Genomic DNA, 21,184 nt, shown 5'->3' on the forward strand with positions numbered 1-21,184 from the left:
TGGCGCTGGACTAAACAAAGGCCCCCTTTTAGGGGGCTCACACAAAGCCACCTTCTTTAGAAGGTGGTAATTTACTCCGTGTTCTCCATTTCATCGGCGAGTTCATTCGTAATTATTCGCGAAGATATTGGCTAATCTGAGCATTTTACAGAGGTGAAAGCTTAGTTACGTGTGTTTGTTCTCACTGTTTTCTCTGTACCACTTCTACGCTTTTGTTGTCGGTTGTCTAATCATTATTCTCACCGTAAAGTCTGATTAAAATTTAATCGTTTTTATTTTAATGCCTTAGCAAACTCAGGGTCTTACACCCCTTGTTGTAGCTGCATAAAGGCTGTACAATTCGCGCCCTTATTCTTGTTTCAGTCATTGAGAGGCAACATGACCACTGAAAAAATCAATCTACTCGACTTTGATCGCAAAGGCATGCGTCAGTTTTTCGCGGAAGAACTTGGCGAGAAAGCGTTTCGTGCTGATCAGGTTATGAAGTGGATCTACCATTTCGGTGTAGATGACTTCGAAAAAATGACAAACATCAACAAGAAGCTGCGCGAAAAGCTTTTACACAAGTGTGAAATTAAAGCTCCAACTGTAGCAGAAGCCCAGCATTCTTCAGACGGCACGATCAAGTGGGCAATGAAGGTTGGTGATCAGGATGTAGAAACGGTTTACATTCCAGAAGATGATCGCGCAACGCTTTGTGTATCTTCTCAAGTAGGTTGTGCATTGGAATGTAAGTTCTGCTCAACAGCACAGCAGGGCTTTAACCGTAACTTGAAAGTTTCAGAGATCATCGGTCAGGTGTGGCGTGCTGCACGTGAAATTGGTCTTGAGAAAGAAACAGGCCGTCGCCCAATTACGAACGTGGTGATGATGGGCATGGGTGAGCCGCTTCTTAATATGAAGAACTTGATTCCAGCACTGGAGTTAATGTTGGATGACCTTGGCTTTGGTTTGTCGAAGCGTCGCGTAACCGTATCAACATCAGGTGTGGTTTCTGGTCTTGATCAGATGACGGGCAAAATCGACGTTGCGTTGGCGATCTCTCTTCATGCGCCAAACGATAAGCTGCGTAGTGAAATCATGCCAATTAACGATCGTTGGGATATTCAAGATTTCCTAGCATCCGTTCGTCGTTACATTGCTTCATCGAATGCAAACCGTGGCAAGGTAACAGTCGAGTACGTGTTGCTTGATCATGTGAACGATGACATGGACCATGCACGCGAGCTGGCTGAATTGATGAAAGACACACCATGTAAGATTAACTTGATTCCGTTTAACCCGTACCCAGGTTCACCTTACAAGAAACCAAGTAACTCACGTATTGATCGCTTCCAAAAAACATTGATGCAATACGAGCACACAGTTACGGTTCGTAAAACGCGCGGTGATGACATTGATGCCGCATGTGGTCAGTTGGTCGGTGATGTAATTGACCGAACTAAACGTACGGCAATGCTGAAAGCGTCACGCGGTGCCGATACCATTGAAGTGAAAGCTGTATAAACGACCGGAATTCAAAAATAGCCAGAGCCATTCGCTCTGGCTATTTTGTTTATTGTTTAGGACATTTTCGCCAAGATTTGGGACTATCACTCTTCAACTTAAGGTTATTTGGGTATAATTTCGAATTCCTTTGTCAAAGTTTGGACAAAAGCTTGAGCTATCTGTTAGTTTGAGTGTAAAGAGTTTTTGTCTTCGTTGCGCATTCGCTTATCATGATATGTAACACTAACGATGACACCGATAATTCTCAGCACTTTCTCACATACGTTTTGCTGATTTTTGCAAAACGGGTATTCGCACTCAGATCGCTGAGAGTTTCTTAAAACTATTATTTTTGGTTAACGCGTTTAGGCTAGCTATCTTTAAAGAGGCTTAAGAACAATAACGAAAATACATGACCACGTTAGCCACTAAAACAGATTAAATACCGCCATTATGACAGAACACGAAAATACGAATGAAGTGCCACTCTCTATTGAAGCTGGCACATTACTGAAAAACAAACGTGAATCCTTGGGAATGAGCCAAAAGCAAGTTGCCGATCGCCTGAGGCTTCGCATTTCTGTGATTGAAGATATTGAAAATAACCGATTTGAATCTCAACAAGTCGCGACATTTACGCGTGGTTACTTACGCTCTTACGCTAAATTCGTAGGTCTTGATGAGAAGGTGGTTTTGACGGCGTTAGAGCAGACTGCCGATGCTCAGCCTCAAGAGCAAGAAATTGAAATGCAAAGCTTCTCTCGTAAAACAAAAGACGAGAAGCACAATAGCCGTATTATGCTCCTTACTTGGGTTATCGGGCTGGTCATTATTGGCATTTCAGCGGCATGGTGGTGGCAAAACCAACAAGAGAATAGCCTAACTAAGGAAGTAACGGATTCAAGTGTTGAAGCGCCGCAGCCCACTGCTCAAGAATTAGCTGATATCGATTTGATGACGGCTGAAGAGTTAATCGCAAGCACTCCTGAAGAAGTTGCTTCAACTAATGAAGGCGTTGCTGAATCGACTGAAGCATCCGTTGAGCAAGGGGCGGATCCTTTGCTGACTGAAACTGAAAATACAACAAGCGTAGATTCTGAAGAACCTGTTGCCGTGATTGAAGCGGCGGAAGAGGAACAGCCTGCGCCAGTAGTACCTGAAGGCATGACACTTCTTACTATGAAGTTTAAAGCGGACTGTTGGATTCAAGTAAAAGACACCAATGGTAAAACGCTGGTAAGTGGTACTCATAAGCCAGGACAAGATGTAGAACTTACCGGAAAAGCGCCATTTAAAGTGATATTGGGCGCACCGGAAGGGGTTACAATGACATTTGCAAGTGAACCTGTCGACCTTTCTGGGTATACTTCAGGCAAAGTAGCTAGATTCACTCTACCGTTATAAAAAATTATGCAACACGAATCTCCAATTATTCGTCGTAAATCGACGCGTATTTATGTGGGTGATGTGCCAATTGGTGATGGTGCGCCAATTGCAGTACAGTCAATGACTAACACTCGCACGACTGACGTAGAAGCGACAGTCGCTCAAATCCGAGCACTAGAAAAAGTCGGCGCAGATATCGTTCGAGTTTCTGTACCTACGATGGACGCAGCAGAAGCTTTCAAACTGATTAAACAGCAAGTTTCTGTACCATTAGTGGCTGATATTCATTTCGACTATCGTATCGCGCTGAAAGTTGCGGAGTACGGAGTTGACTGTTTACGTATCAACCCAGGTAACATCGGCAATGAAGAGCGCATTCGCGCCGTTGTTGATTGCGCTCGCGATAAAAATATCCCGATCCGTATTGGTGTCAATGGTGGATCTTTGGAAAAAGACCTACAGATGAAATACGGTGAGCCTACGCCAGAAGCCTTGGTTGAATCGGCGATGCGTCACGTAGACCATCTCGATCGTCTTAACTTTGACCAATTTAAAGTTAGCGTGAAAGCTTCAGACGTTTTTCTTGCGGTGGATTCATATCGTCTGCTGGCGAAGAAAATCGATCAGCCTCTTCATTTAGGTATCACAGAGGCGGGTGGTGCTCGAGCTGGCGCTGTTAAGTCATCTGTTGGCTTAGGTATGCTGTTATCTGAAGGGATAGGTGATACGCTGCGTATCTCTTTGGCTGCCGATCCAGTTGAAGAAATCAAAGTCGGTTTCGACATCCTTAAATCTCTGCGCATTCGCTCTCGAGGCATCAACTTTATTGCGTGCCCAAGCTGCTCACGCCAAGAATTCGATGTGATTGGTACGGTGAATGCACTGGAGCAACGTTTAGAAGACATCATCACGCCAATGGATGTGTCTATCATCGGTTGTGTGGTAAACGGCCCTGGTGAAGCAGAAGTTTCTCACTTAGGTCTAGCAGGTAGTAACAAGAAGAGCGCATTCTACGAAGATGGTAAACGCCAGAAAGAGCGCTTTGATAACGATGACCTTGTGAATAAGCTAGAAGCTAAGATCCGTGCGAAAGCAGCTATGATGAATGGCGAAAACCGCATCGAAGTTAAAGTACAAGATTAATCTCAACGAGAATTACGGTAAGTATTGTGGCAAAAACAATTCAAGCAATTCGAGGCATGAACGATTGCCTCCCAACTCAGTCGCCACTGTGGCAAAAATTAGAAAACACAGTGAAAAATGTAATTAGCGCATACGGTTATAACGAAGTGCGCATGCCAATCGTTGAAGAAACAAACCTATTCAGCCGCGCTGTTGGTGAAGAAACAGACGTCGTTTCAAAAGAAATGTACACTTTTGATGACCGTAACGGCGACAGCCTAACACTTCGCCCAGAAGGTACGGCGGGTTGTGTACGTTCATGTATCCAAAACAGCCTGATCAACCGTGATGAACAGCGTCTGTGGTACATGGGGCCTATGTTCCGCCATGAACGTCCGCAGAAAGGTCGTTACCGTCAATTCCACCAGTGTGGTGTTGAGGTGTTTGGTCTAAATGGTCCAGATGTTGATGCAGAGCTTATCATGATGACGGCGCGTCTATGGCGTGAGCTAGGTATCAATGAGCATGTCCGTCTTGAGCTGAACTCTATCGGTTCTCAAGAAGACCGCGCAGACTACCGTACTGCACTGGTTGCATTCCTTGAGCAACATATTGATGTGCTAGACGAAGATTGTAAGCGTCGCATGCACACGAATCCACTGCGTGTTCTGGATACGAAGAACCCAGACGTTCAAGCTATTTTAGGTGATGCACCTCGCCTTTCAGATTACTTGGGTGAAGAGTCTAAAGCACACTTCGCAGGTCTATGTGAACTTTTAGACGCCGCAGGTATCAAATACACAGTTAACGAACGTCTAGTTCGTGGTCTGGATTACTACAATCGCACGGTATTTGAGTGGATCACTGAGAGCCTAGGTGCTCAAGGCACTGTATGTGGCGGTGGTCGTTACGATGGCCTTGTAGCGCAATTAGGTGGTAAACCAACACCAGCGGTTGGCTTTGCAATGGGCCTAGAGCGTCTAGTACTGATGCTAGAAACGTTGGAACTGACAGACGTTCGTCGCAGTGTTGACGTGTACGTAGTCACAGCGGGTGAAGGCACCATGACGGCAGGAATGAAGCTAGCAGAACAGCTTCGCGAGTCTGTTCCAGGCGTTCGTGTGATGAATCACTTCGGTGGCGGTAACTTCAAGAAACAGTTTAAACGCGCAGACAAAGTTGGTGCTGTTGTAGCATTGGTTCTGGGCGAAAACGAAGTTGCGGATAATACCGTAGTACTGAAAGACTTAGCTGGTGGTGAGCAAGAGACTTACAACCAAGCAGAAGTTGCAGAAAAGATCGCAGCACTGATTTAAGTCTTTTAGTAATCTAACAAAATTACATCCTAGTTCGTAAGCTAAGGCTCCCAAATGTGGAGCCTTTAAACGAAATAGGAACAATGGCAGCTAAGCTGCCATTTACATGTTTTAAGAGGACAGGAAGTGGAACTTTACGATACTGAAGAACAACAAGTTGAAGCCATTAAAGACTGGTGGAAGGAAAACGGCAAAGCCGTCATCATCGGTGCGGTTGTTGGTTTAGGTGGTCTATTTGGCTGGCGTTACTACCAGGATTCTGTGATTCAGGCGAGTGAAGCAGCTTCTCAAAGCTACACGACAGCAATGAATGCTTTGCAAGACAAAGGCACTGATGCTCAAGCTGACGTGAAAGCTTTCATTGAGTCAAATGAAGTAAAAGAATACTCAGTATTGGCTGCGCTACAACTTGCTAAAGCACAAGTTGAAGCTCAAGACCTTTCTGCTGCATTGGAGCAACTGAAGTGGGCGCAAAGCAACACTCAAGATGCTGCGTTGTTACCATTGATTAGTTACCGCATTGCGCGTATTGAGACGGAAATGGGTAACTTCGACGCTGCAACGGCAGAGCTAAGTAACGTCACTGATACAGCATGGACAGGTCGTATTGCTGAACTTCGTGGCGATATTGCGATTCGCCAAGGTGACAAAGATGCTGCGTACGCTGCGTATACTGAAGCTCAGCAAGCGGCAGATGCAAGCCCGACACTACAAATGAAATTGGACGATCTGGCGAAATAAGGACCGCATTGGATGAAAAGAGTCTTTAAGAAAGCCTTGCTAGGGGCGTTAACAATGGGAGTACTTGCCGGTTGTGCAGGTGAGAAAGACACCATTGTAATGGCGCCACTACCTCAGGTAGACAGTCAGTTTACAACCAGTAGTGAGTGGAGCACATCGGTTGGCGATGGTGTTGGTCATTACTTTTCAAAACTATCCCCTGTATTTGCGAATGATACATTGTTCGTGGCAAGTCGTGATGGCTTAGTAAAAGCGCTGGATCCTGAGAATGGTAAACAACGTTGGCAAACGGACCTAGAAGAAGATGTCATTGCTCGTCTCTCTGGTGGTATCACAGCGGCATACGGAAACCTTTACATTGGCTCTGAGAATGGTGAAGTCATCTCTCTTGACCAAGAAACAGGTGAAATTGTTTGGCGTGTAAAAGTTGGTGGTGAGGTACTGGCGAAGCCAGTTGCAGATTCAGGCCTTATTATCATCAATACTAGCCGAGGCATGTTGATTGCCCTTAATGAGAGTACAGGTGAGCAACGCTGGGCATTGAGCACAGAAGTGCCGAACTTAACTTTACGTGGCGACAGTACTCCGACTGCAATTGGCGGCGGTGTATTTTGGGGAACGGCAAATGGCCGACTCGCAGCTGCTATCGTTGAGCGTGGTCAGTTGATTTGGCAACAGCCTGTTGGTACGCCAAAAGGCGCGACAGAAATTGATCGTTTGGTTGACGTTGATTCATCGCCAATTGTGCTAGGCGGTACTCTTTTCACCATTGGATACAATGGTCAACTTATCGCCATTGACTTGCGTTCAGCGAACCCGATTTGGAAGCGTAATTACTCATCTGCGACAGACATTTCTACAGATGGTAGTCGCATCTTTGTGATAACGGAAAAAGATCATGTTGTTGCCGTTGATTCACGAAGCGGGACTGAGTTGTGGGAAAACAGCTTGCTTGAGCACCGACAACTTACAGCGCCAGTTATTGTTGGCAATTATCTCGTTGTCGGTGACACGCTTGGTTACCTTCACTGGATGGATCGTTCAACGGGCGAATTTGTTGCGCAGCAGTTTGTCGATGATAGCGGCTTGGCTGTTGGCCCGACGTTATTGTCGGATGGTTATGTGATTACAACTCGCAACGGCGATGTAAAGAAACTAACCATTAACGAATAATATCGTGATATAATTCACATTCGGCTCCTGGCTGGTGACAGCTAGGAGCCGTTTTGTTGTTTGAATTTATTAACCCTGACGTGGTTATAGGTAAAAAGCTGGTTTGATTTGGCATCGAGCAAGTCGTTACCTATAACTACAGAAGAAAGATTATTGTAGAGGTTGTTATGGTACCTGTTGTAGCTCTAGTAGGGCGTCCGAACGTAGGTAAATCTACACTATTTAACCGATTGACTCGCACTCGTGACGCGTTGGTTGCGGACTTTCCAGGCCTAACGCGAGACCGTAAATATGGCCAGGCGAGACTTGGTGAAGAGCACGAATTCATTGTGATTGATACTGGTGGTATCGATGGCACAGAAGAAGGCGTGGAAACAAAGATGGCAGAACAGTCATTAGCCGCGATTGATGAGGCTGATGTTGTATTGTTCCTTGTTGACGGTCGTGCTGGTCTGACACCTTCAGATGAAGCAATTGCTACGCATCTGCGTAAAATTGAAAAGCCAGCGATGCTGGTAGTAAACAAAATCGATGGTATTGATGCCGATGCGGCGTGTGCTGACTTTTGGCAGCTCGGCGTGGATGATATGTACCAGATTGCGGCCGCTCATGGCCGTGGTGTGACCGCTTTGCTTGAGCGTGCTTTATCTCCATTCTTTGATGATCTACTAACAAGTGAATCTGAAGAAGGTGAGATTGAAGACCTGACTGGATTCGAAGACGAAGAGCCTCTTGTTGAAGATTACACTGAAGAAGACGCAGAAGCAGAGTTCAAACGCCTTCAAGAGCAGCCGATTAAGTTGGCGATCATCGGTCGTCCTAACGTAGGCAAATCGACACTGACTAACCGTATTCTGGGTGAAGAACGTGTAGTTGTATACGATATGCCAGGTACAACGCGCGATTCTATCTACATCCCGATGGAGCGTGATGGACGCGAATACGTACTAATTGATACCGCAGGTGTTCGTCGTCGTGGTCGTATCAATGAAACGGTTGAAAAGTTCTCTGTTGTTAAGACTCTGAAAGCGGTAGAAGATGCAAACGTCGTTCTACTGGTGATTGATGCCCGTGAAAATATTTCAGACCAAGACCTAAGCTTGCTTGGTTTTGCACTGAATGCTGGCCGCTCAATTGTCATCGCCGTTAACAAGTGGGATGGTCTAGACAGTGACGTGAAAGAAAGCGTGAAGAAAGAACTGGACCGCCGTCTAGGATTCGTCGATTTCGCGCGTATCCACTTTATCTCTGCGCTGCACGGTACTGGCGTTGGTCACTTATTTGAATCTATTCAAGAAGCATATAACTCGGCGACAACGCGTGTGGGTACGTCAGTACTGACGCGTATCATGAAGATGGCAGTGGATGATCACCAGCCGCCAATGGTTCGTGGTCGTCGTATCAAACTCAAATACGCACACGCAGGTGGTTACAACCCACCGATCGTTGTTATCCACGGTAACATGGTTCGTGAATTGCCAGATTCGTATAAACGTTATTTGATGAACTACTTCCGTAAGTCTCTGGAAATTATGGGAACACCGATTCGCATTAACTTCCACAACAGTGATAACCCATACGAGAACCGTACGAATAAGCTTACGCTATCACAAGAGCGTAAACGCAAACGTATGATGTCGATGGTGAAAAACCGCAATAAATAATGAAATTCGAATACCCAAGTTTCTACTTGGGTATTTTTTTATCAAAAGTAATCGTAAAAATGACTATCACAGCAACAAAGACTCGTTTTTGTCATCAAACATGGCAATTAGAAGCACAAATACAGCTCGTTCAATCTACGGAAGAAGTGACTTACGTTATTACAGATGTCACGCCGTTCCATCCCGTTAGTCACATATGGCCGGATCACCCTGCAGACAAAGGAACGTTGAAGGTGAATGGGGCTGAGCATGACGTAGTAGATTGCCAAGTTGGAGCAGTGGAGCAGGAGAGTGGTGCTTTGTATGTGGGTAGTGACATCCCTGTAAAGCGTGATGCTGAAGGTTGGGTGTTTGTCGTCGTGCATGTTTTATCACGTACGGAATCATTTGCAATTAATGACTTGGTAACATTAGCGGTAGATAAAGACTATCAAAATGCTTTGAGTCGAGGCCACACAGCAGGACACTTAGCGTATTTGGCGTTGAATAAAGTACTAGCGGAAGACTATTGGCGAAAAGACGCAGACCGCAAAGACCCACATGGTTATTATGACTTTAATAGCTATGCGCAAGTTACGAGTTATGTCACTCCAGACAAGTGCCTCGATACGTACCGTTTAGGTAAAACACTCCGTAAAAGAGGATTAAACAGTGCAGATATGCTGAATGACCTCCAGGCGATTGCAGAAAAAGTGAATGGCCAACTGGTTGAATGGCTTCAAAGAGATGCGATGATCACCATGGAATGCCACGGCGATAGATTAACGGATTCTCGCTATTGGAAGTGCGATTTAGGGGAAGGTCAATTAGCGGTAATCCCTTGTGGTGGAACGCATGCGAGCCATTTAAATGAGTTTGCTTTTATCCAAGTTAAACTCGTTAAGCTCGACGCTCAAACTATCGAAATGCACACCAATGTAAACACTGCTTTTTGAATAAGATCTTTTTATTAAATTCTTATTTTTTGTTTAATTAAATATTTCTAAGGTTTTTTATTCTGTTTTAAATTGGAATGCAGAATATGTAACTTATGCTTTCGGTGTGTGGTTATATAAATATTCTTTTAAGGGGTGATCGCTGATCAAGGAGTAAATATCAGACGATCAGTATAAGATCCTACGTATCAAGTATGGTTATCGCCTCGTGAAACTTGTTGGGGCGGTGATGAAGATCAACATACTTGTTCGTTATTTTGAGTAGCATGCGTTACTCGAAATTGCTTAGTTTAGAGAGAGGAACGGGATATGCAGCAGAACATTTGCCCGACTTGCAATGTCGAACTGGAATGGACAGGACAATACCATTGTGCACAGTGTGAATCGGATTTTAAAAAAGTAGGTTTTTGCCCTGATTGTGAGGCGGAGCTGGAGAAGCTGCAAGCATGCGGTGCTGCGAGTTACTTTTGTAATGTGTGTAATGAACTCAAATCAAAATCACGTGTCCGATTTGAGTTCAAGAAAGTCAGTTAACCAGAGTTTGTATTCAGTTAACGGTAGAACGAACGTCGCCTTCGGCTAACCGGGTAATCAATACATCTCCCGACTTTACATCTGAAGATTGCGTAATTACTTTACCTTGCTCAGTTTGAGTAATTGAGTAACCTCGTTTCAATGTCGCTAGTGGGCTGACGGTGTCCAACTTTTCTGCGGCAATCGCGAGTTGATGGCGCATAGTCAGTAATTTGCGATCCATTGCATCCATGAGCTTTTGCTCAACACGTTCTAGCTTCGACTTCTGCTCGCTAAGGCGTGTTACAGGAGAATTTAATTGCAGCCGATAATGTTGACGCTCGATTCGCTGTTGACGCAAGGCAATAAAACGACTCATCGCTCGCTGTAAGCGCATGTCCAACTCATCTAACTGTTGCGTCTGACGTTGTAAGCGATAGCTTGGGTGCTGTCTCTCTAGACGGTGCACTAATTGAGCAGATTGCTGCTTTTGTTGTGCTAGGTAGTAACGCATCGCGCTCGCTAACTTATGCTGGCGGGTAACTAAAGCTTGATCTTTGTGGCTGTTATCACGGCTTACTAGCTCAGCGGCTGCTGATGGAGTAGGCGCGCGTACGTCGGCGACAAAATCAGCTATTGTCACGTCAACTTCATGTCCAACGGCGCTAATAATAGGAATTTGGCTTGCTGCAATCGTGCGAGCTAATATCTCGTTGTTAAAGCACCATAAGTCTTCTAATGAACCACCACCTCGGCCCACAATTAGCACATCACATTCATCACGGCTGTTAGCGCGACCAATGGCTTGTGCAATTTGAATGGCTGCGTCCTCACCTTGTACCACTGTCGGATAAATCACAACAGGTAGGGAAGGATCACGACGTTTCAATACGTCTAAGATATCGTAAAGCGCGGCACCAGTTTTCGATGTGATGACGCCAACACGTTTAGGGTGTTCAGGCAAAGATTGCTTATTGGTTTGCGCGAACAACCCTTCTGCTGCAAGCTTCATTTTCAGCTCTTCAAACTCTTGCTGAAGACGGCCGTCACCTTCCGGTTGCATGCTTTCGATGATCAATTGGTAGTCACCGCGAGGCTCATAAAGAGACAGACGAGCTTTTACTAGGACTTGATTACCGTTAGCGGGTTTGAAAGTAACGCGGCGATTGTTACCACGAAACATGGCACATTTAACTTGAGCGCGAGAGTCTTTAAGAGTGAGGTACCAGTGACCAGAGACAGGAGCTGAAAAGTTGGATATCTCTCCGACTAGCCAAACGATCCCCATTTCGTTTTCAAGGAGTAAACGAACTTCTGCGTTGAGGCGAGAAACAGTAAAGATGTTTTGATTGGTCTTGGAGAGCACAGCTAATCTCTTAGACGTGAGTATGGAAATTAGCGGCAATATAATACATAGCAAGGGGGTAATTGCAAGAAAAAAATTAAAAAATTTGTGGTCAAGCGATTGCGTTAACCGTATAATCCCTCCGCAATATCTAATCCAAATGTAGCCAACAACCTAAAACTGGTTACCCTCATTATGCGAAACGATGAGATTGGATTGTCTTTTTACTCCTCTAATTGTGAGATATTGCAAATGCTAAGAATTGCCAAAGAAGCGCTGACATTCGATGACGTACTACTCGTGCCAGCTCACTCCACCGTTCTCCCAAACACAGCTGATCTTCGCACTCAGTTGACTAAGAACATCACCCTAAACATCCCAATGATTTCAGCGTCTATGGACACTGTTACTGAAGCTCGTCTAGCGATTGCGCTAGCGCAAGAGGGTGGCATTGGCTTTATCCACAAGAACATGTCTATTGAGCAGCAGGCAGCCGAAGTTCGTAAAGTTAAGAAGTTCGAGGCTGGTATGGTGACTGACGCGGTTACTGTAAACCCTGACGCGACCATCGCTGATGTTGTTGCACTCACTGAAAAGCATGGTTTTGCAGGTTTCCCTGTTGTCACTGAGAGCAATGAGCTTGTTGGTATTATCACTGGTCGTGACGTTCGTTTTGTGACGGACCTTTCTAAGAAAGTATCTTCAGTAATGACGCCAAAAGAGAAGTTGGCAGCAGTTAAAGAAGGTGCAACACGAGAAGAAGTGCAAGAGAAAATGCACGAAGCTCGTGTAGAGAAAGTATTGGTTGTGAATGATGAGTTCCAACTAACCGGTATGATTACTGCGAAAGACTTCCACAAAGCAGAACGTAAACCAAACGCATGTAAAGATGAGCGTGGTCGCCTACGTGTTGGCGCAGCCGTTGGTGCTGGCGCTGGTAACGAAGAGCGTGTTGCTGCTCTAGTTGAAGCAGGCGTTGACATTCTACTTATCGACTCTTCACACGGACATTCTGAAGGTGTACTAAACCGCATCCGCGAAACTCGCGCTGCTTACCCAGATCTAGACATCATCGGTGGTAACGTAGCAACAGGTGCTGGTGCTAAAGCACTAATCGAAGCTGGCGTAAGCGCAGTGAAAGTGGGTATCGGCCCTGGTTCTATCTGTACAACTCGTATTGTAACGGGTGTGGGAGTTCCACAAATCACTGCAATCGCAGATGCGGCAGAAGTGGCTAATGATTATGGTATTCCGGTTATTGCTGACGGTGGTATCCGTTTCTCAGGTGATATCTGTAAAGCAATCGTAGCTGGCGCATCATGTGTGATGGTTGGTTCTATGTTTGCAGGTACTGAAGAAGCGCCGGGTGAAGTGATTCTATACAACGGCCGTTCTTACAAGTCTTACCGTGGCATGGGTTCTCTTGGTGCTATGTCTCAAGGTTCTTCTGACCGTTACTTCCAGTCTGACAACGCAGCGGACAAGCTAGTACCAGAAGGTATCGAAGGTCGTATCGCATACAAAGGCCGTCTAAAAGAGATCGTACACCAACAAATGGGTGGTCTACGTTCAAGCATGGGTCTAACTGGTTCTGCAACTATCGAAGATATGCGTACGAAAGCTGAATTTGTACGTATCTCTGGTGCTGGTATGCAAGAGTCTCATGTACACGATGTTCAAATTACTAAGGAAGCGCCGAACTACCGTCTAGGGAACTAATTACCTAACGGAAACGTTTGCTTTTTCCTTGAAGCATTAAGAAGAGGCGAGTACACTCGCCTCGGTTTTAATCACTTAGCCTTAAAAAGACTGCTCAAAATGACTAAAAATATCCATGACCAACGTATTCTGATCTTGGACTTCGGTTCTCAGTACACTCAATTAGTAGCACGCCGCGTACGTGAAATCGGCGTTTACTGTGAACTATGGAGCTGGGATGTAGAAGAAGCGGATATTCGCGAATTCAACCCAGATGGCATTATCCTATCTGGCGGTCCAGAAAGCGTAACGGAAGAGAACTCTCCACGCGCGCCTCAATATGTGTTTGATTCTGGTGTTCCTTTGCTTGGCGTATGTTACGGCATGCAAACCATGGCGGAACAGCTAGGAGGCAAAGTGGCGGGCTCTAACGAACGTGAGTTTGGCTACGCTCAGGTTAAAGTTTCTGGTGAATGTGCTCTATTTAAAGACCTTGAAGCAACTCAAGACGTTTGGATGAGCCATGGCGACAAAGTAGTAGAGATCCCAGCCGATTTCGTAAAAGTTGGTGAGACAGACACTTGTCCTTACGCTGCGATGGCGAATGAAGAGAAGAAATACTACGGCGTTCAGTTCCACCCAGAAGTGACACACACAAAAGGTGGCCTACAAATGCTTGAGAACTTTGTTCTTGGCGTATGTGGCTGTGAACGTCTATGGACTTCTGAATCTATCATCGAAGACGCGGTTGCTCGTATTAAAGAGCAAGTGGGTGACGACGAAGTTATCCTAGGTCTATCTGGTGGTGTTGATTCATCGGTAGTCGCGATGCTAGTTCACCGTGCAATCGGCGACAAGCTAACGTGTGTATTTGTTGATAACGGTTTACTTCGTCTAAACGAAGGTCAACAAGTAATGGATATGTTCGGCGACCAATTTGGTTTGAACATCATCAAAGTTGACGCTGAAGAACGCTTCCTAAAAGCACTTGAAGGCAAGTCTGACCCAGAAGAGAAGCGTAAGACTATCGGTCACGTATTCGTAGATGTATTTGATGAAGAGTCTAAGAAGCTGAAAAACGCGAAATGGCTAGCTCAAGGTACGATTTACCCTGATGTAATCGAGTCAGCTGCATCTAAGACTGGTAAAGCGCACGTGATCAAATCGCACCACAACGTGGGCGGTCTTCCAGATGACATGGAAATGGGTCTTGTTGAGCCACTACGTGAGCTGTTCAAAGATGAAGTTCGTAAGATTGGTCTAGAATTAGGCCTGCCTTACAACATGCTTTACCGCCACCCATTCCCAGGTCCTGGTCTAGGTGTTCGTGTTCTTGGTGAAATCAAGAAAGAGTACTGTGACTTGCTACGCCGTGCTGATGCTATCTTTATTGAAGAGCTTCACGCAGCTGATCTATACAACAAAGTATCTCAAGCGTTCACGGTATTCCTACCAGTACGTTCTGTTGGTGTAATGGGCGATGGCCGTAAGTACGATTGGGTTGTGTCTCTACGTGCGGTAGAAACTATCGACTTCATGACTGCTCATTGGGCACACCTACCATATGACTTCCTTGGTAAGGTTTCTAACCGTATTATCAACGAAGTTGATGGCATTTCTCGTGTTGTTTACGACATTTCAGGTAAGCCACCAGCGACTATCGAGTGGGAATAATTTTCCTCTAGACAGTTGAGTTTATAAGAACCAGCCTTCGGGCTGGTTTTTTTGTACTTCAAGTTTGTGAAGAGGAGGCTCAACTTTTTCGTGAGAGATATATATGTGGTTAAATTAAATATATATTCATTTTAATTGTTTGATTATCATAAATGGTATTGCTATGGAACAGGCTGACGTTACCTCTCTCATTCCCATCCTTATTACTCTTTTCCTCGCGCTGACCACAAGAAATGTCGTTGTTGGTTTATTCGCCGGTGTGGTGAGTGGTGTCGCTATGCTCGAAGGGACATTTGTCGAAAAAGGGCCACTAGACTCGTTTAGTGCATTGATGAAAAGCTATCTACTGCCGCAATTAACTGACAGCTACAATGCGGGCGTCATTTTGCTCTTGGTCTTTATTGGTGGCTTTGTTGCCTTGATGGAGAAATCTGGCGGTGGTGTGGCGTTTGCTAAAAAGGTTACTCAATGGGTTGCGAGTAAATGCCAAGCTCAACTGTCCGCATGGTTCGGTGGTGTGGTTATTTTCTTCTCAGACCTTGGTACACCACTGATTGTTGGCCCTGTTTTTCGCCCTTTATTTGATAAGTTAAAAGTATCACGCCAAAAATTAGCTTTTATTATCGACTCTACTTCCTCTCCCGTCGCAATCTTGATCCCTTTTATCGGATGGGGCGTTTACATCATGGGATTGATTCAAAAAGAGTTTACTGCCCTGAATGTCAGTATGAGTGATTGGGATGCTTTCATTGGTGCGATCCCGTATCAGTTTTACGCCTTTCTTGCGATCGCGATTGTGCCGATTGTCTCTTTCTTCAAATTAGATTTCGGACCGATGGCGAAGGCTGAACAACTAGCAGAGCAGGGCTCCGACTTTGGGAAAGTGCAGGAGTCCATGAATGTGTTTACGCATAAAAATGCAAAATCTAGTTTTGTATGGGCACCTTTGCTCGTTATGCTGGTGGTTCTATGTACCATCCTCGTGCCACACGGTTTTCCATTTCAAAAAGTGGCAGGATCAACGTTTAGAGCTGCACTTTCTTCTGCATATTTCTTTGCGGCCTTCACTTTAATTGCGCTGATGGCGTTTTATGGCGTAAGAAAGCTTTCGGATGGTATTCAGGTTTATCTGAAAGGGATGTCAAACATGATGTCAGTGGCGGTGATTCTGGTATTGGCTTGGGCGCTTAGCTCGGTTGGGAAAGAATTAGGTGCAGCTGCATACATTGCTGAACAAGCTCAAGCCTGTTTCCCTTACTGGTTATTGCCAGCGGTTGCGTTTTTACTGGCCGGTATTATCTCGTTCGCTACGGGATCATCTTGGGGGACGTTTGCCATCATGATGCCATTAGTGATCCCAACTGCCGTCGCGATTGATGCACCACTGTTGGTTTGTATTGGTGCGGTATTATCTGGTGGCTTGTTTGGCGATCACTGTTCTCCCATCTCTGAAACTACGATTTTGTCGTCGACAGGAGCGGGGTGTGAACAGTATGAGCACTTCCGTACACAATTACCTTACGCATTACTCAATGGAATGATCGCATTGGGGTGTTTTCTTTTAGCTGGAATCAACGCCTCACCAGTGATTGTGCTTGCCGCAATTATTTCTCAGTGTGTGGTTTATTTTGTGCTGTCTAAACAAAAGTCAACCGCGAAGCTAGAGGTGGTTTCGGCAGAACAATAAAGAGAGAAACATCACAAAGCGGAGGCTCATAGGGTCTCCGCTTTTCTTTTGAGTCAAGGTAACATTTTTCTTGTGACAAAATGTGTGTGAGGACCTATTTATTCATTTTGTCTCGCAGAATCAACGTACTTGGCTCGGTGTTTCGTATATATGATCCACTATATGTCTAGTTATTCCTCGTATATTGTATTGTTGAAATCCGGAGACTAGACATGTTTGCACTCAAACATCTTCCTCTTGCATTGAGTTGTGTCTTAGCAGCACAAGTGAATGCGAGTATGAATATTCAGCCCGATCCGCAAAATCCGAATGGTTATGTTATTGCTCGTGGTGACGTTCAAGCCGTAGAGCAAAGCAAAACTTCTGATCCTATGTATGCCATTTGGTCACAAGCATTAGAGACACGCCCGAACTCAGTGGTTGAAGCGATTGTTCCAGGGGCGACAACCAACCCAGAAAACGTGAAGCGTGTAGAGCGTGTATTCCCCGAAAGTGAGTGGGACTTCCTGACTCAAATGGCGGCACCTGAATACACTTACACGCGTTTCCTACGTGCAATTGGTAAGTTCCCTGCATTCTGTGGTGAGTACACAGACGGTCGTGATTCGGATGCAATTTGTAAAAAATCGATCGTGACAGCGTTTGCTCACTTTGCACAAGAAACCGGTGGCCATATTTCGATTGATAACGTATCGGATAATCCGCTAGGGTTGGAAGAGTGGCAGCAAGCTTTGGTTCATGTGCGAGAAATGGGATGGTCTGAAGGGCAAGAAGGTTACACAACAGGTTGTGGTCAAAATGACTGGCAAAACAAACGCTGGCCATGTGAACCTGGACAAGGTTACTTTGGACGTGGTGCAAAACAGCTTTCTTACCATTTTAACTATGGCGCGTTCTCTGAAGTGATGTTTGATGGCGATGCATCTGTATTGCTGAAAAATCCAGGCTTGGTTGCGGATTCGTGGCTGAACTTAGCATCGGCTATCTGGTTCTTCCTAACCCCACAAGCACCGAAACCTGCAATGCTACATGTGATTGACCGTACTTGGGGGCCTTCACAGCGTGAGCTTGATGCTGGCATTGGTTACGGCTTTGGTACCACCATCAACGTGATCAATGGTGGTATTGAGTGTGGGGAGCAAAACAAAGATAAAGGTCAACCTGTTAACCGTATTCGTTATTGGGAAGGTCTTGCCGCCCATTATCAAATTCCAATTGAAGCCGATGAGACCAATACCTGTTGGCAGCAGACGCCTTACGGCAGTCTGAACCTAAATGGTGCGACAGACGTGCTTTACACCAACTGGGATGGTAACTGGAAATACTACTCAGATCGTCCTGGAGGTCACTCATTTGAATGTGAGCTTGTTGGTTTCCAAACGGCTTACTCTGCGCTAGTTGCGGGTGATTATGAGAAATGTGTAACTAACTTCTACCAATCTCATGCGGGTTGGCCAGAAGTTCGTGTAGTTGACAAGTTAGACTCTGTGGATCCGGTTGAGCCGCCTGTAGGTGGTGTGGCAGCTTGGGATTCTGGCAAAGTATATAACACGGGTGATCAAGTTTCTTACCAAGGTGCTGTTTACGAAGCGAAATGGTGGTCACAAGGTAATGAGCCAACGAAAGGAGACCCGTGGAAGCTGGTTTCAGGCACTCCTACGGAGCCGCCTACAACGGAACCTGAACCACCGGTGACTGAGCCAGAGCCGCCCGTCACAGAACCTGAGCCGCCAGTAACCGAGCCAGAACCACCAGTGACAGGCAATTTTATTCAGTGGGAGCCGGGTGTAACGCAAGTCGCTAACGGCGATAAAGTGACGTACCAAAACAAATGTTTTGTTGCGAAAAATGGCCCAGGAGTGTGGGAAAGCCCAACGCAAAGCAACTGGTTCTGGGACGAGATTTCTTGTCAGTGATCGAGTGAAAAACAACCTAACCATCTATAAAGACTCTGCTTTTTTGCAGGGTCTTTTTTTATATATGTAGTGGTTTATTTATGGAATCTAAGTTTTCAATAACAGCTTTTCTCTTTTGTTCTGCAGCCCATTAAAATTCGCGCGCATTTTTTATCAACATTTTTGAAAAAAGGTATTTGTACATGTCGACAAAACTGGCTAACCCAGCACCGCTAGGTCTTATGGGTTTCGGTATGACCACTATTCTGCTCAATATTCATAATGCAGGATTTTTCCCAATTGACTCTATGATTCTAGCGATGGGCATCTTTTACGGTGGCCTTAGCCAAGTAATCGTTGGCATCATGTGCTTTAAACGCGGTGATACATTCGGCACAACTGCGTTTACTTCTTACGGTCTATTTTGGCTAACATTGGTTGGTCTAATCGTAATGCCTCACATGGGTCTTCCTGCAAGCCCTGCAAGCTTTATGGGTTGGTACCTAGCGCTTTGGGGCATCTTCACTGGTTTCATGTTCATTGGTTCTCTATGTTACCCAACAGCGAAGCAAGTGGTATTTGGCTCTCTAACTATCCTGTTCTTCTTGCTTGCTGCTCGTGATTTCACTGGTAGCGAAGTGATCGGTGCTATCGCTGGCTTCGAGGGTATCTTCTGTGGCGCAAGTGCAATTTACTTCGCAATGGCACAAGTACTGAACAACGAATTTGGTCGTGAAGTGTTACCTGTAGGTAAAGCAAAAATCGCTCGTAAAGTTGAAGCGGTTATCGCCTAAGCTGCTACTCATAATGAAGAAAGGGGGATTAACCATTGGTTAATCCCCCTTTTTTATGTCCTCAATCGGACCACTGCTTTTTCTTATTTATGTGATAACGCTATGTTGATGGTTGCTCAACAGTTTCTGCGCTATTGCTGTCTGCCGTTGGTGCTTTACCCGTTTTACGTCGGTACTTATCTTCCCAGTAATCTGCGCCTTTAATGCCCAGTGCAACAGGGTTAAATGTAAAATCGGTCACACCACGTTTTTGTTGCTCTTCGTAGTCGTTCAGTGCTTTGAGTGCAGGCTTCGACATAAAGAAGATGATCAAAATACCGATGATGTTTAGCCACGCCATCAGTCCTACGCCTACATCACCCATCGCCCATGCTAAGTTGGCGGTTTTCACGGTTCCGTAGAACACGGATGAAATAATGATGACTTTCAGAATAAACATCAGTCCATTTACTTTGAACGTACGACGAATGTAAGCAATGTTCGTTTCTGCAATGTAGTAGTAAGCCAGAATGGTCGTAAACGCGAAGAAGAATAGAGCGATTGCGATGAATGGTTTACCCACGCCAGGTAGTGCGCTTTCGATCGCCATCTGTGTAAACACAGGACCATTTGCACCAATATCCGCTGGTAGGTTTTGAACCAGGAATGTACCTTCAATCGCACCATTTACGTTGTACGCGCCAGTGATAAGAATCATGAACGCGGTTGCTGAACACACAAGTAGTGTATCGATGTAAATAGAGAAAGATTGAACAAGACCTTGCTGAGCTGGGTGATCAACACTCGCTGCTGCTGCTGCGTGAGGACCAGTACCTTGACCTGCTTCGTTGGAGTAGACACCACGTTTTACACCCCAGCCGATTGCTGCACCAACGCCTGCCATTGGTGTGAATGCGTCACCAATGATCATGCCGAAAATGCGTGGAACCTCACCAATGTTTAGAAGGATGATGACAAACGCAGTAATGATGTAAGCTAACGCCATAAATGGCACAACGACTTGGGTAAAGTTCGCGATACGCTTTACGCCACCAAAAATGATGAAAGCCAAAATGACACAAACAACCGTACCAGTGAAAATTTTAGCAAAACTGAAGGTACCAATAGCGGTTTCAATCATGTCACCTGAGCCAAATGCGGCTTCTACTGCGTTACCGATACTGTTCGATTGAACGCCAGGAAGTAGAACACCACAAGCAAAGATGGTCGCGATAGCAAAGATCCAAGCGTACCATTTTTGTCCCATTGCTTTCTCAATATAGTAAGCAGGGCCACCACGGAACTCGCCTTCGTCTTCTTCTTTATAAATTTGTGCAAGTGTTGATTCTGCGTATGCGGTTGCAGCGCCAAAGAAGGCTACGACCCACATCCAGAATACGGCGCCTGGGCCACCGAAACCGATAGCAGCAGCAACACCAGCAATGTTACCTGTACCTACACGGCCAGACAGTGAAACGGCAAGTGCCTGAAATGATGATATCCCTTTTGTTGAACTCTTCCCTGAAAGTAATAAGCGCCACATCTCAAAGAAGTGACGAATTTGTACAAAACGCGTCATGATTGAATAGAACAAACCTGCGCCAAGGCACAAATAGATCAGTACCGGGCTCCAAATAATTCCATTCAGAAAATCAACTAATGACTGCATGAGTATTTTCCCTGTTAGTTGTGTTTGTGGTTGTTTTTCACACAATACATTACCCTTTATGTAATGCAATTGTTAACTTTTTTAGCTACAAATCCTTTGTAGCGT

16 protein-coding genes are annotated in these 21,184 nt (G+C 45.3%); 14 read left to right on the forward strand and 2 right to left on the reverse strand.

The window, feature by feature from the left end; genetic code table 11:
- Window positions 1–378: 378 nt before the first annotated feature.
- From R7E51_RS18185 to R7E51_RS18225, 9 genes are all read left to right on the forward strand, one after another.
- The gene (locus R7E51_RS18185; protein WP_017633913.1) at window positions 379–1,506 is read left to right on the forward strand and encodes a bifunctional tRNA (adenosine(37)-C2)-methyltransferase TrmG/ribosomal RNA large subunit methyltransferase RlmN; all 1,128 of its coding nucleotides are present in this window, start codon (window positions 379–381) and stop codon (window positions 1,504–1,506) included.
- Window positions 1,507–1,941: 435 nt separating this feature from the next.
- A complete protein-coding gene (rodZ, locus tag R7E51_RS18190) occupies window positions 1,942–2,892 on the forward strand; it encodes a cytoskeleton protein RodZ (protein ID WP_005381700.1) in 951 nt (316 codons plus the stop codon).
- 6 nt (window positions 2,893–2,898) lie between these two features.
- A complete protein-coding gene (gene ispG / locus R7E51_RS18195; protein WP_005381699.1) occupies window positions 2,899–4,017 on the forward strand; it encodes a flavodoxin-dependent (E)-4-hydroxy-3-methylbut-2-enyl-diphosphate synthase in 1,119 nt (372 codons plus the stop codon).
- Between the two features lie 26 nt (window positions 4,018–4,043).
- Window positions 4,044–5,312 carry a histidine--tRNA ligase gene (gene hisS, locus R7E51_RS18200; RefSeq protein WP_206958373.1) on the forward strand — a complete coding sequence of 423 codons (1,269 nt, stop codon included), beginning with the start codon at window positions 4,044–4,046 and terminating at the stop codon, window positions 5,310–5,312.
- Window positions 5,313–5,438: 126 nt separating this feature from the next.
- Window positions 5,439–6,053: a YfgM family protein gene (locus R7E51_RS18205; RefSeq protein ID WP_005381697.1), complete on the forward strand. Its 615-nt coding sequence runs from the start codon at window positions 5,439–5,441 to the stop codon at window positions 6,051–6,053.
- Window positions 6,054–6,065: 12 nt separating this feature from the next.
- Window positions 6,066–7,226: an outer membrane protein assembly factor BamB gene (gene bamB, locus R7E51_RS18210; protein ID WP_005381696.1), complete on the forward strand. Its 1,161-nt coding sequence runs from the start codon at window positions 6,066–6,068 to the stop codon at window positions 7,224–7,226.
- 167 nt (window positions 7,227–7,393) lie between these two features.
- Window positions 7,394–8,890, forward strand: a complete 1,497-nt coding sequence (gene der, locus R7E51_RS18215) for a ribosome biogenesis GTPase Der (RefSeq protein WP_206958375.1) — start codon at window positions 7,394–7,396, stop codon at window positions 8,888–8,890.
- Window positions 8,891–8,949: 59 nt separating this feature from the next.
- The gene (locus R7E51_RS18220) at window positions 8,950–9,825 is read left to right on the forward strand and encodes an alanyl-tRNA editing protein (RefSeq protein ID WP_206958377.1); all 876 of its coding nucleotides are present in this window, start codon (window positions 8,950–8,952) and stop codon (window positions 9,823–9,825) included.
- Between the two features lie 309 nt (window positions 9,826–10,134).
- A complete protein-coding gene (locus tag R7E51_RS18225) occupies window positions 10,135–10,359 on the forward strand; it encodes a zinc ribbon domain-containing protein (protein ID WP_054575088.1) in 225 nt (74 codons plus the stop codon).
- A gap of 13 nt (window positions 10,360–10,372) precedes the next feature.
- On the opposite strand, the gene xseA is transcribed toward R7E51_RS18225, so the two are convergent.
- Window positions 10,373–11,704, reverse strand: coding sequence for an exodeoxyribonuclease VII large subunit (gene xseA / locus R7E51_RS18230; protein WP_054575087.1), 1,332 nt, complete (start codon window positions 11,702–11,704; stop codon window positions 10,373–10,375).
- Between the two features lie 231 nt (window positions 11,705–11,935).
- On the opposite strand from xseA, the gene guaB reads away from it, so the two are divergent.
- The 5 genes from guaB to R7E51_RS18255 all read left to right on the forward strand — a co-directional run bounded on the left by guaB (window position 11,936) and on the right by R7E51_RS18255 (window position 19,431).
- A complete protein-coding gene (guaB, locus tag R7E51_RS18235) occupies window positions 11,936–13,402 on the forward strand; it encodes an IMP dehydrogenase (RefSeq protein WP_017633908.1) in 1,467 nt (488 codons plus the stop codon).
- 99 nt (window positions 13,403–13,501) lie between these two features.
- Window positions 13,502–15,055 carry a glutamine-hydrolyzing GMP synthase gene (gene guaA / locus R7E51_RS18240; protein WP_005381685.1) on the forward strand — a complete coding sequence of 518 codons (1,554 nt, stop codon included), beginning with the start codon at window positions 13,502–13,504 and terminating at the stop codon, window positions 15,053–15,055.
- A 163-nt stretch (window positions 15,056–15,218) separates the two neighbouring features.
- Window positions 15,219–16,742, forward strand: a complete 1,524-nt coding sequence (locus tag R7E51_RS18245; protein ID WP_206958380.1) for a Na+/H+ antiporter NhaC family protein — start codon at window positions 15,219–15,221, stop codon at window positions 16,740–16,742.
- A gap of 212 nt (window positions 16,743–16,954) precedes the next feature.
- Window positions 16,955–18,658: a chitinase gene (locus R7E51_RS18250; RefSeq protein WP_017820571.1), complete on the forward strand. Its 1,704-nt coding sequence runs from the start codon at window positions 16,955–16,957 to the stop codon at window positions 18,656–18,658.
- A gap of 182 nt (window positions 18,659–18,840) precedes the next feature.
- The gene (locus R7E51_RS18255) at window positions 18,841–19,431 is read left to right on the forward strand and encodes an acetate uptake transporter (protein WP_005381682.1); all 591 of its coding nucleotides are present in this window, start codon (window positions 18,841–18,843) and stop codon (window positions 19,429–19,431) included.
- A 100-nt stretch (window positions 19,432–19,531) separates the two neighbouring features.
- On the opposite strand, the gene R7E51_RS18260 is transcribed toward R7E51_RS18255, so the two are convergent.
- Window positions 19,532–21,079, reverse strand: a complete 1,548-nt coding sequence (locus R7E51_RS18260) for an alanine/glycine:cation symporter family protein (protein ID WP_005381681.1) — start codon at window positions 21,077–21,079, stop codon at window positions 19,532–19,534.
- Window positions 21,080–21,184: the final 105 nt, after the last annotated feature.

Origin of the sequence: Vibrio sp. Vb1166 (genome assembly GCF_033338695.1) — a bacterium.
Classification (GTDB): domain Bacteria; phylum Pseudomonadota; class Gammaproteobacteria; order Enterobacterales; family Vibrionaceae; genus Vibrio; species Vibrio alginolyticus.

Coding starts and splice junctions, on each gene's coding strand:
- R7E51_RS18185 (WP_017633913.1), top strand. CDS start 379: ATGACCACTGAAAAAATCAATCTACTCGACTTTGATCGCAAAGGCATG.
- rodZ (WP_005381700.1), top strand. CDS start 1,942: ATGACAGAACACGAAAATACGAATGAAGTGCCACTCTCTATTGAAGCT.
- ispG (WP_005381699.1), top strand. CDS start 2,899: ATGCAACACGAATCTCCAATTATTCGTCGTAAATCGACGCGTATTTAT.
- bamB (WP_005381696.1), top strand. CDS start 6,066: ATGAAAAGAGTCTTTAAGAAAGCCTTGCTAGGGGCGTTAACAATGGGA.
- der (WP_206958375.1), top strand. CDS start 7,394: ATGGTACCTGTTGTAGCTCTAGTAGGGCGTCCGAACGTAGGTAAATCT.
- R7E51_RS18220 (WP_206958377.1), top strand. CDS start 8,950: ATGACTATCACAGCAACAAAGACTCGTTTTTGTCATCAAACATGGCAA.
- R7E51_RS18225 (WP_054575088.1), top strand. CDS start 10,135: ATGCAGCAGAACATTTGCCCGACTTGCAATGTCGAACTGGAATGGACA.
- guaB (WP_017633908.1), top strand. CDS start 11,936: ATGCTAAGAATTGCCAAAGAAGCGCTGACATTCGATGACGTACTACTC.
- guaA (WP_005381685.1), top strand. CDS start 13,502: ATGACTAAAAATATCCATGACCAACGTATTCTGATCTTGGACTTCGGT.
- R7E51_RS18245 (WP_206958380.1), top strand. CDS start 15,219: ATGGAACAGGCTGACGTTACCTCTCTCATTCCCATCCTTATTACTCTT.
- R7E51_RS18250 (WP_017820571.1), top strand. CDS start 16,955: ATGTTTGCACTCAAACATCTTCCTCTTGCATTGAGTTGTGTCTTAGCA.
- R7E51_RS18255 (WP_005381682.1), top strand. CDS start 18,841: ATGTCGACAAAACTGGCTAACCCAGCACCGCTAGGTCTTATGGGTTTC.
- R7E51_RS18260 (WP_005381681.1), bottom strand. CDS start 21,079: ATGCAGTCATTAGTTGATTTTCTGAATGGAATTATTTGGAGCCCGGTA.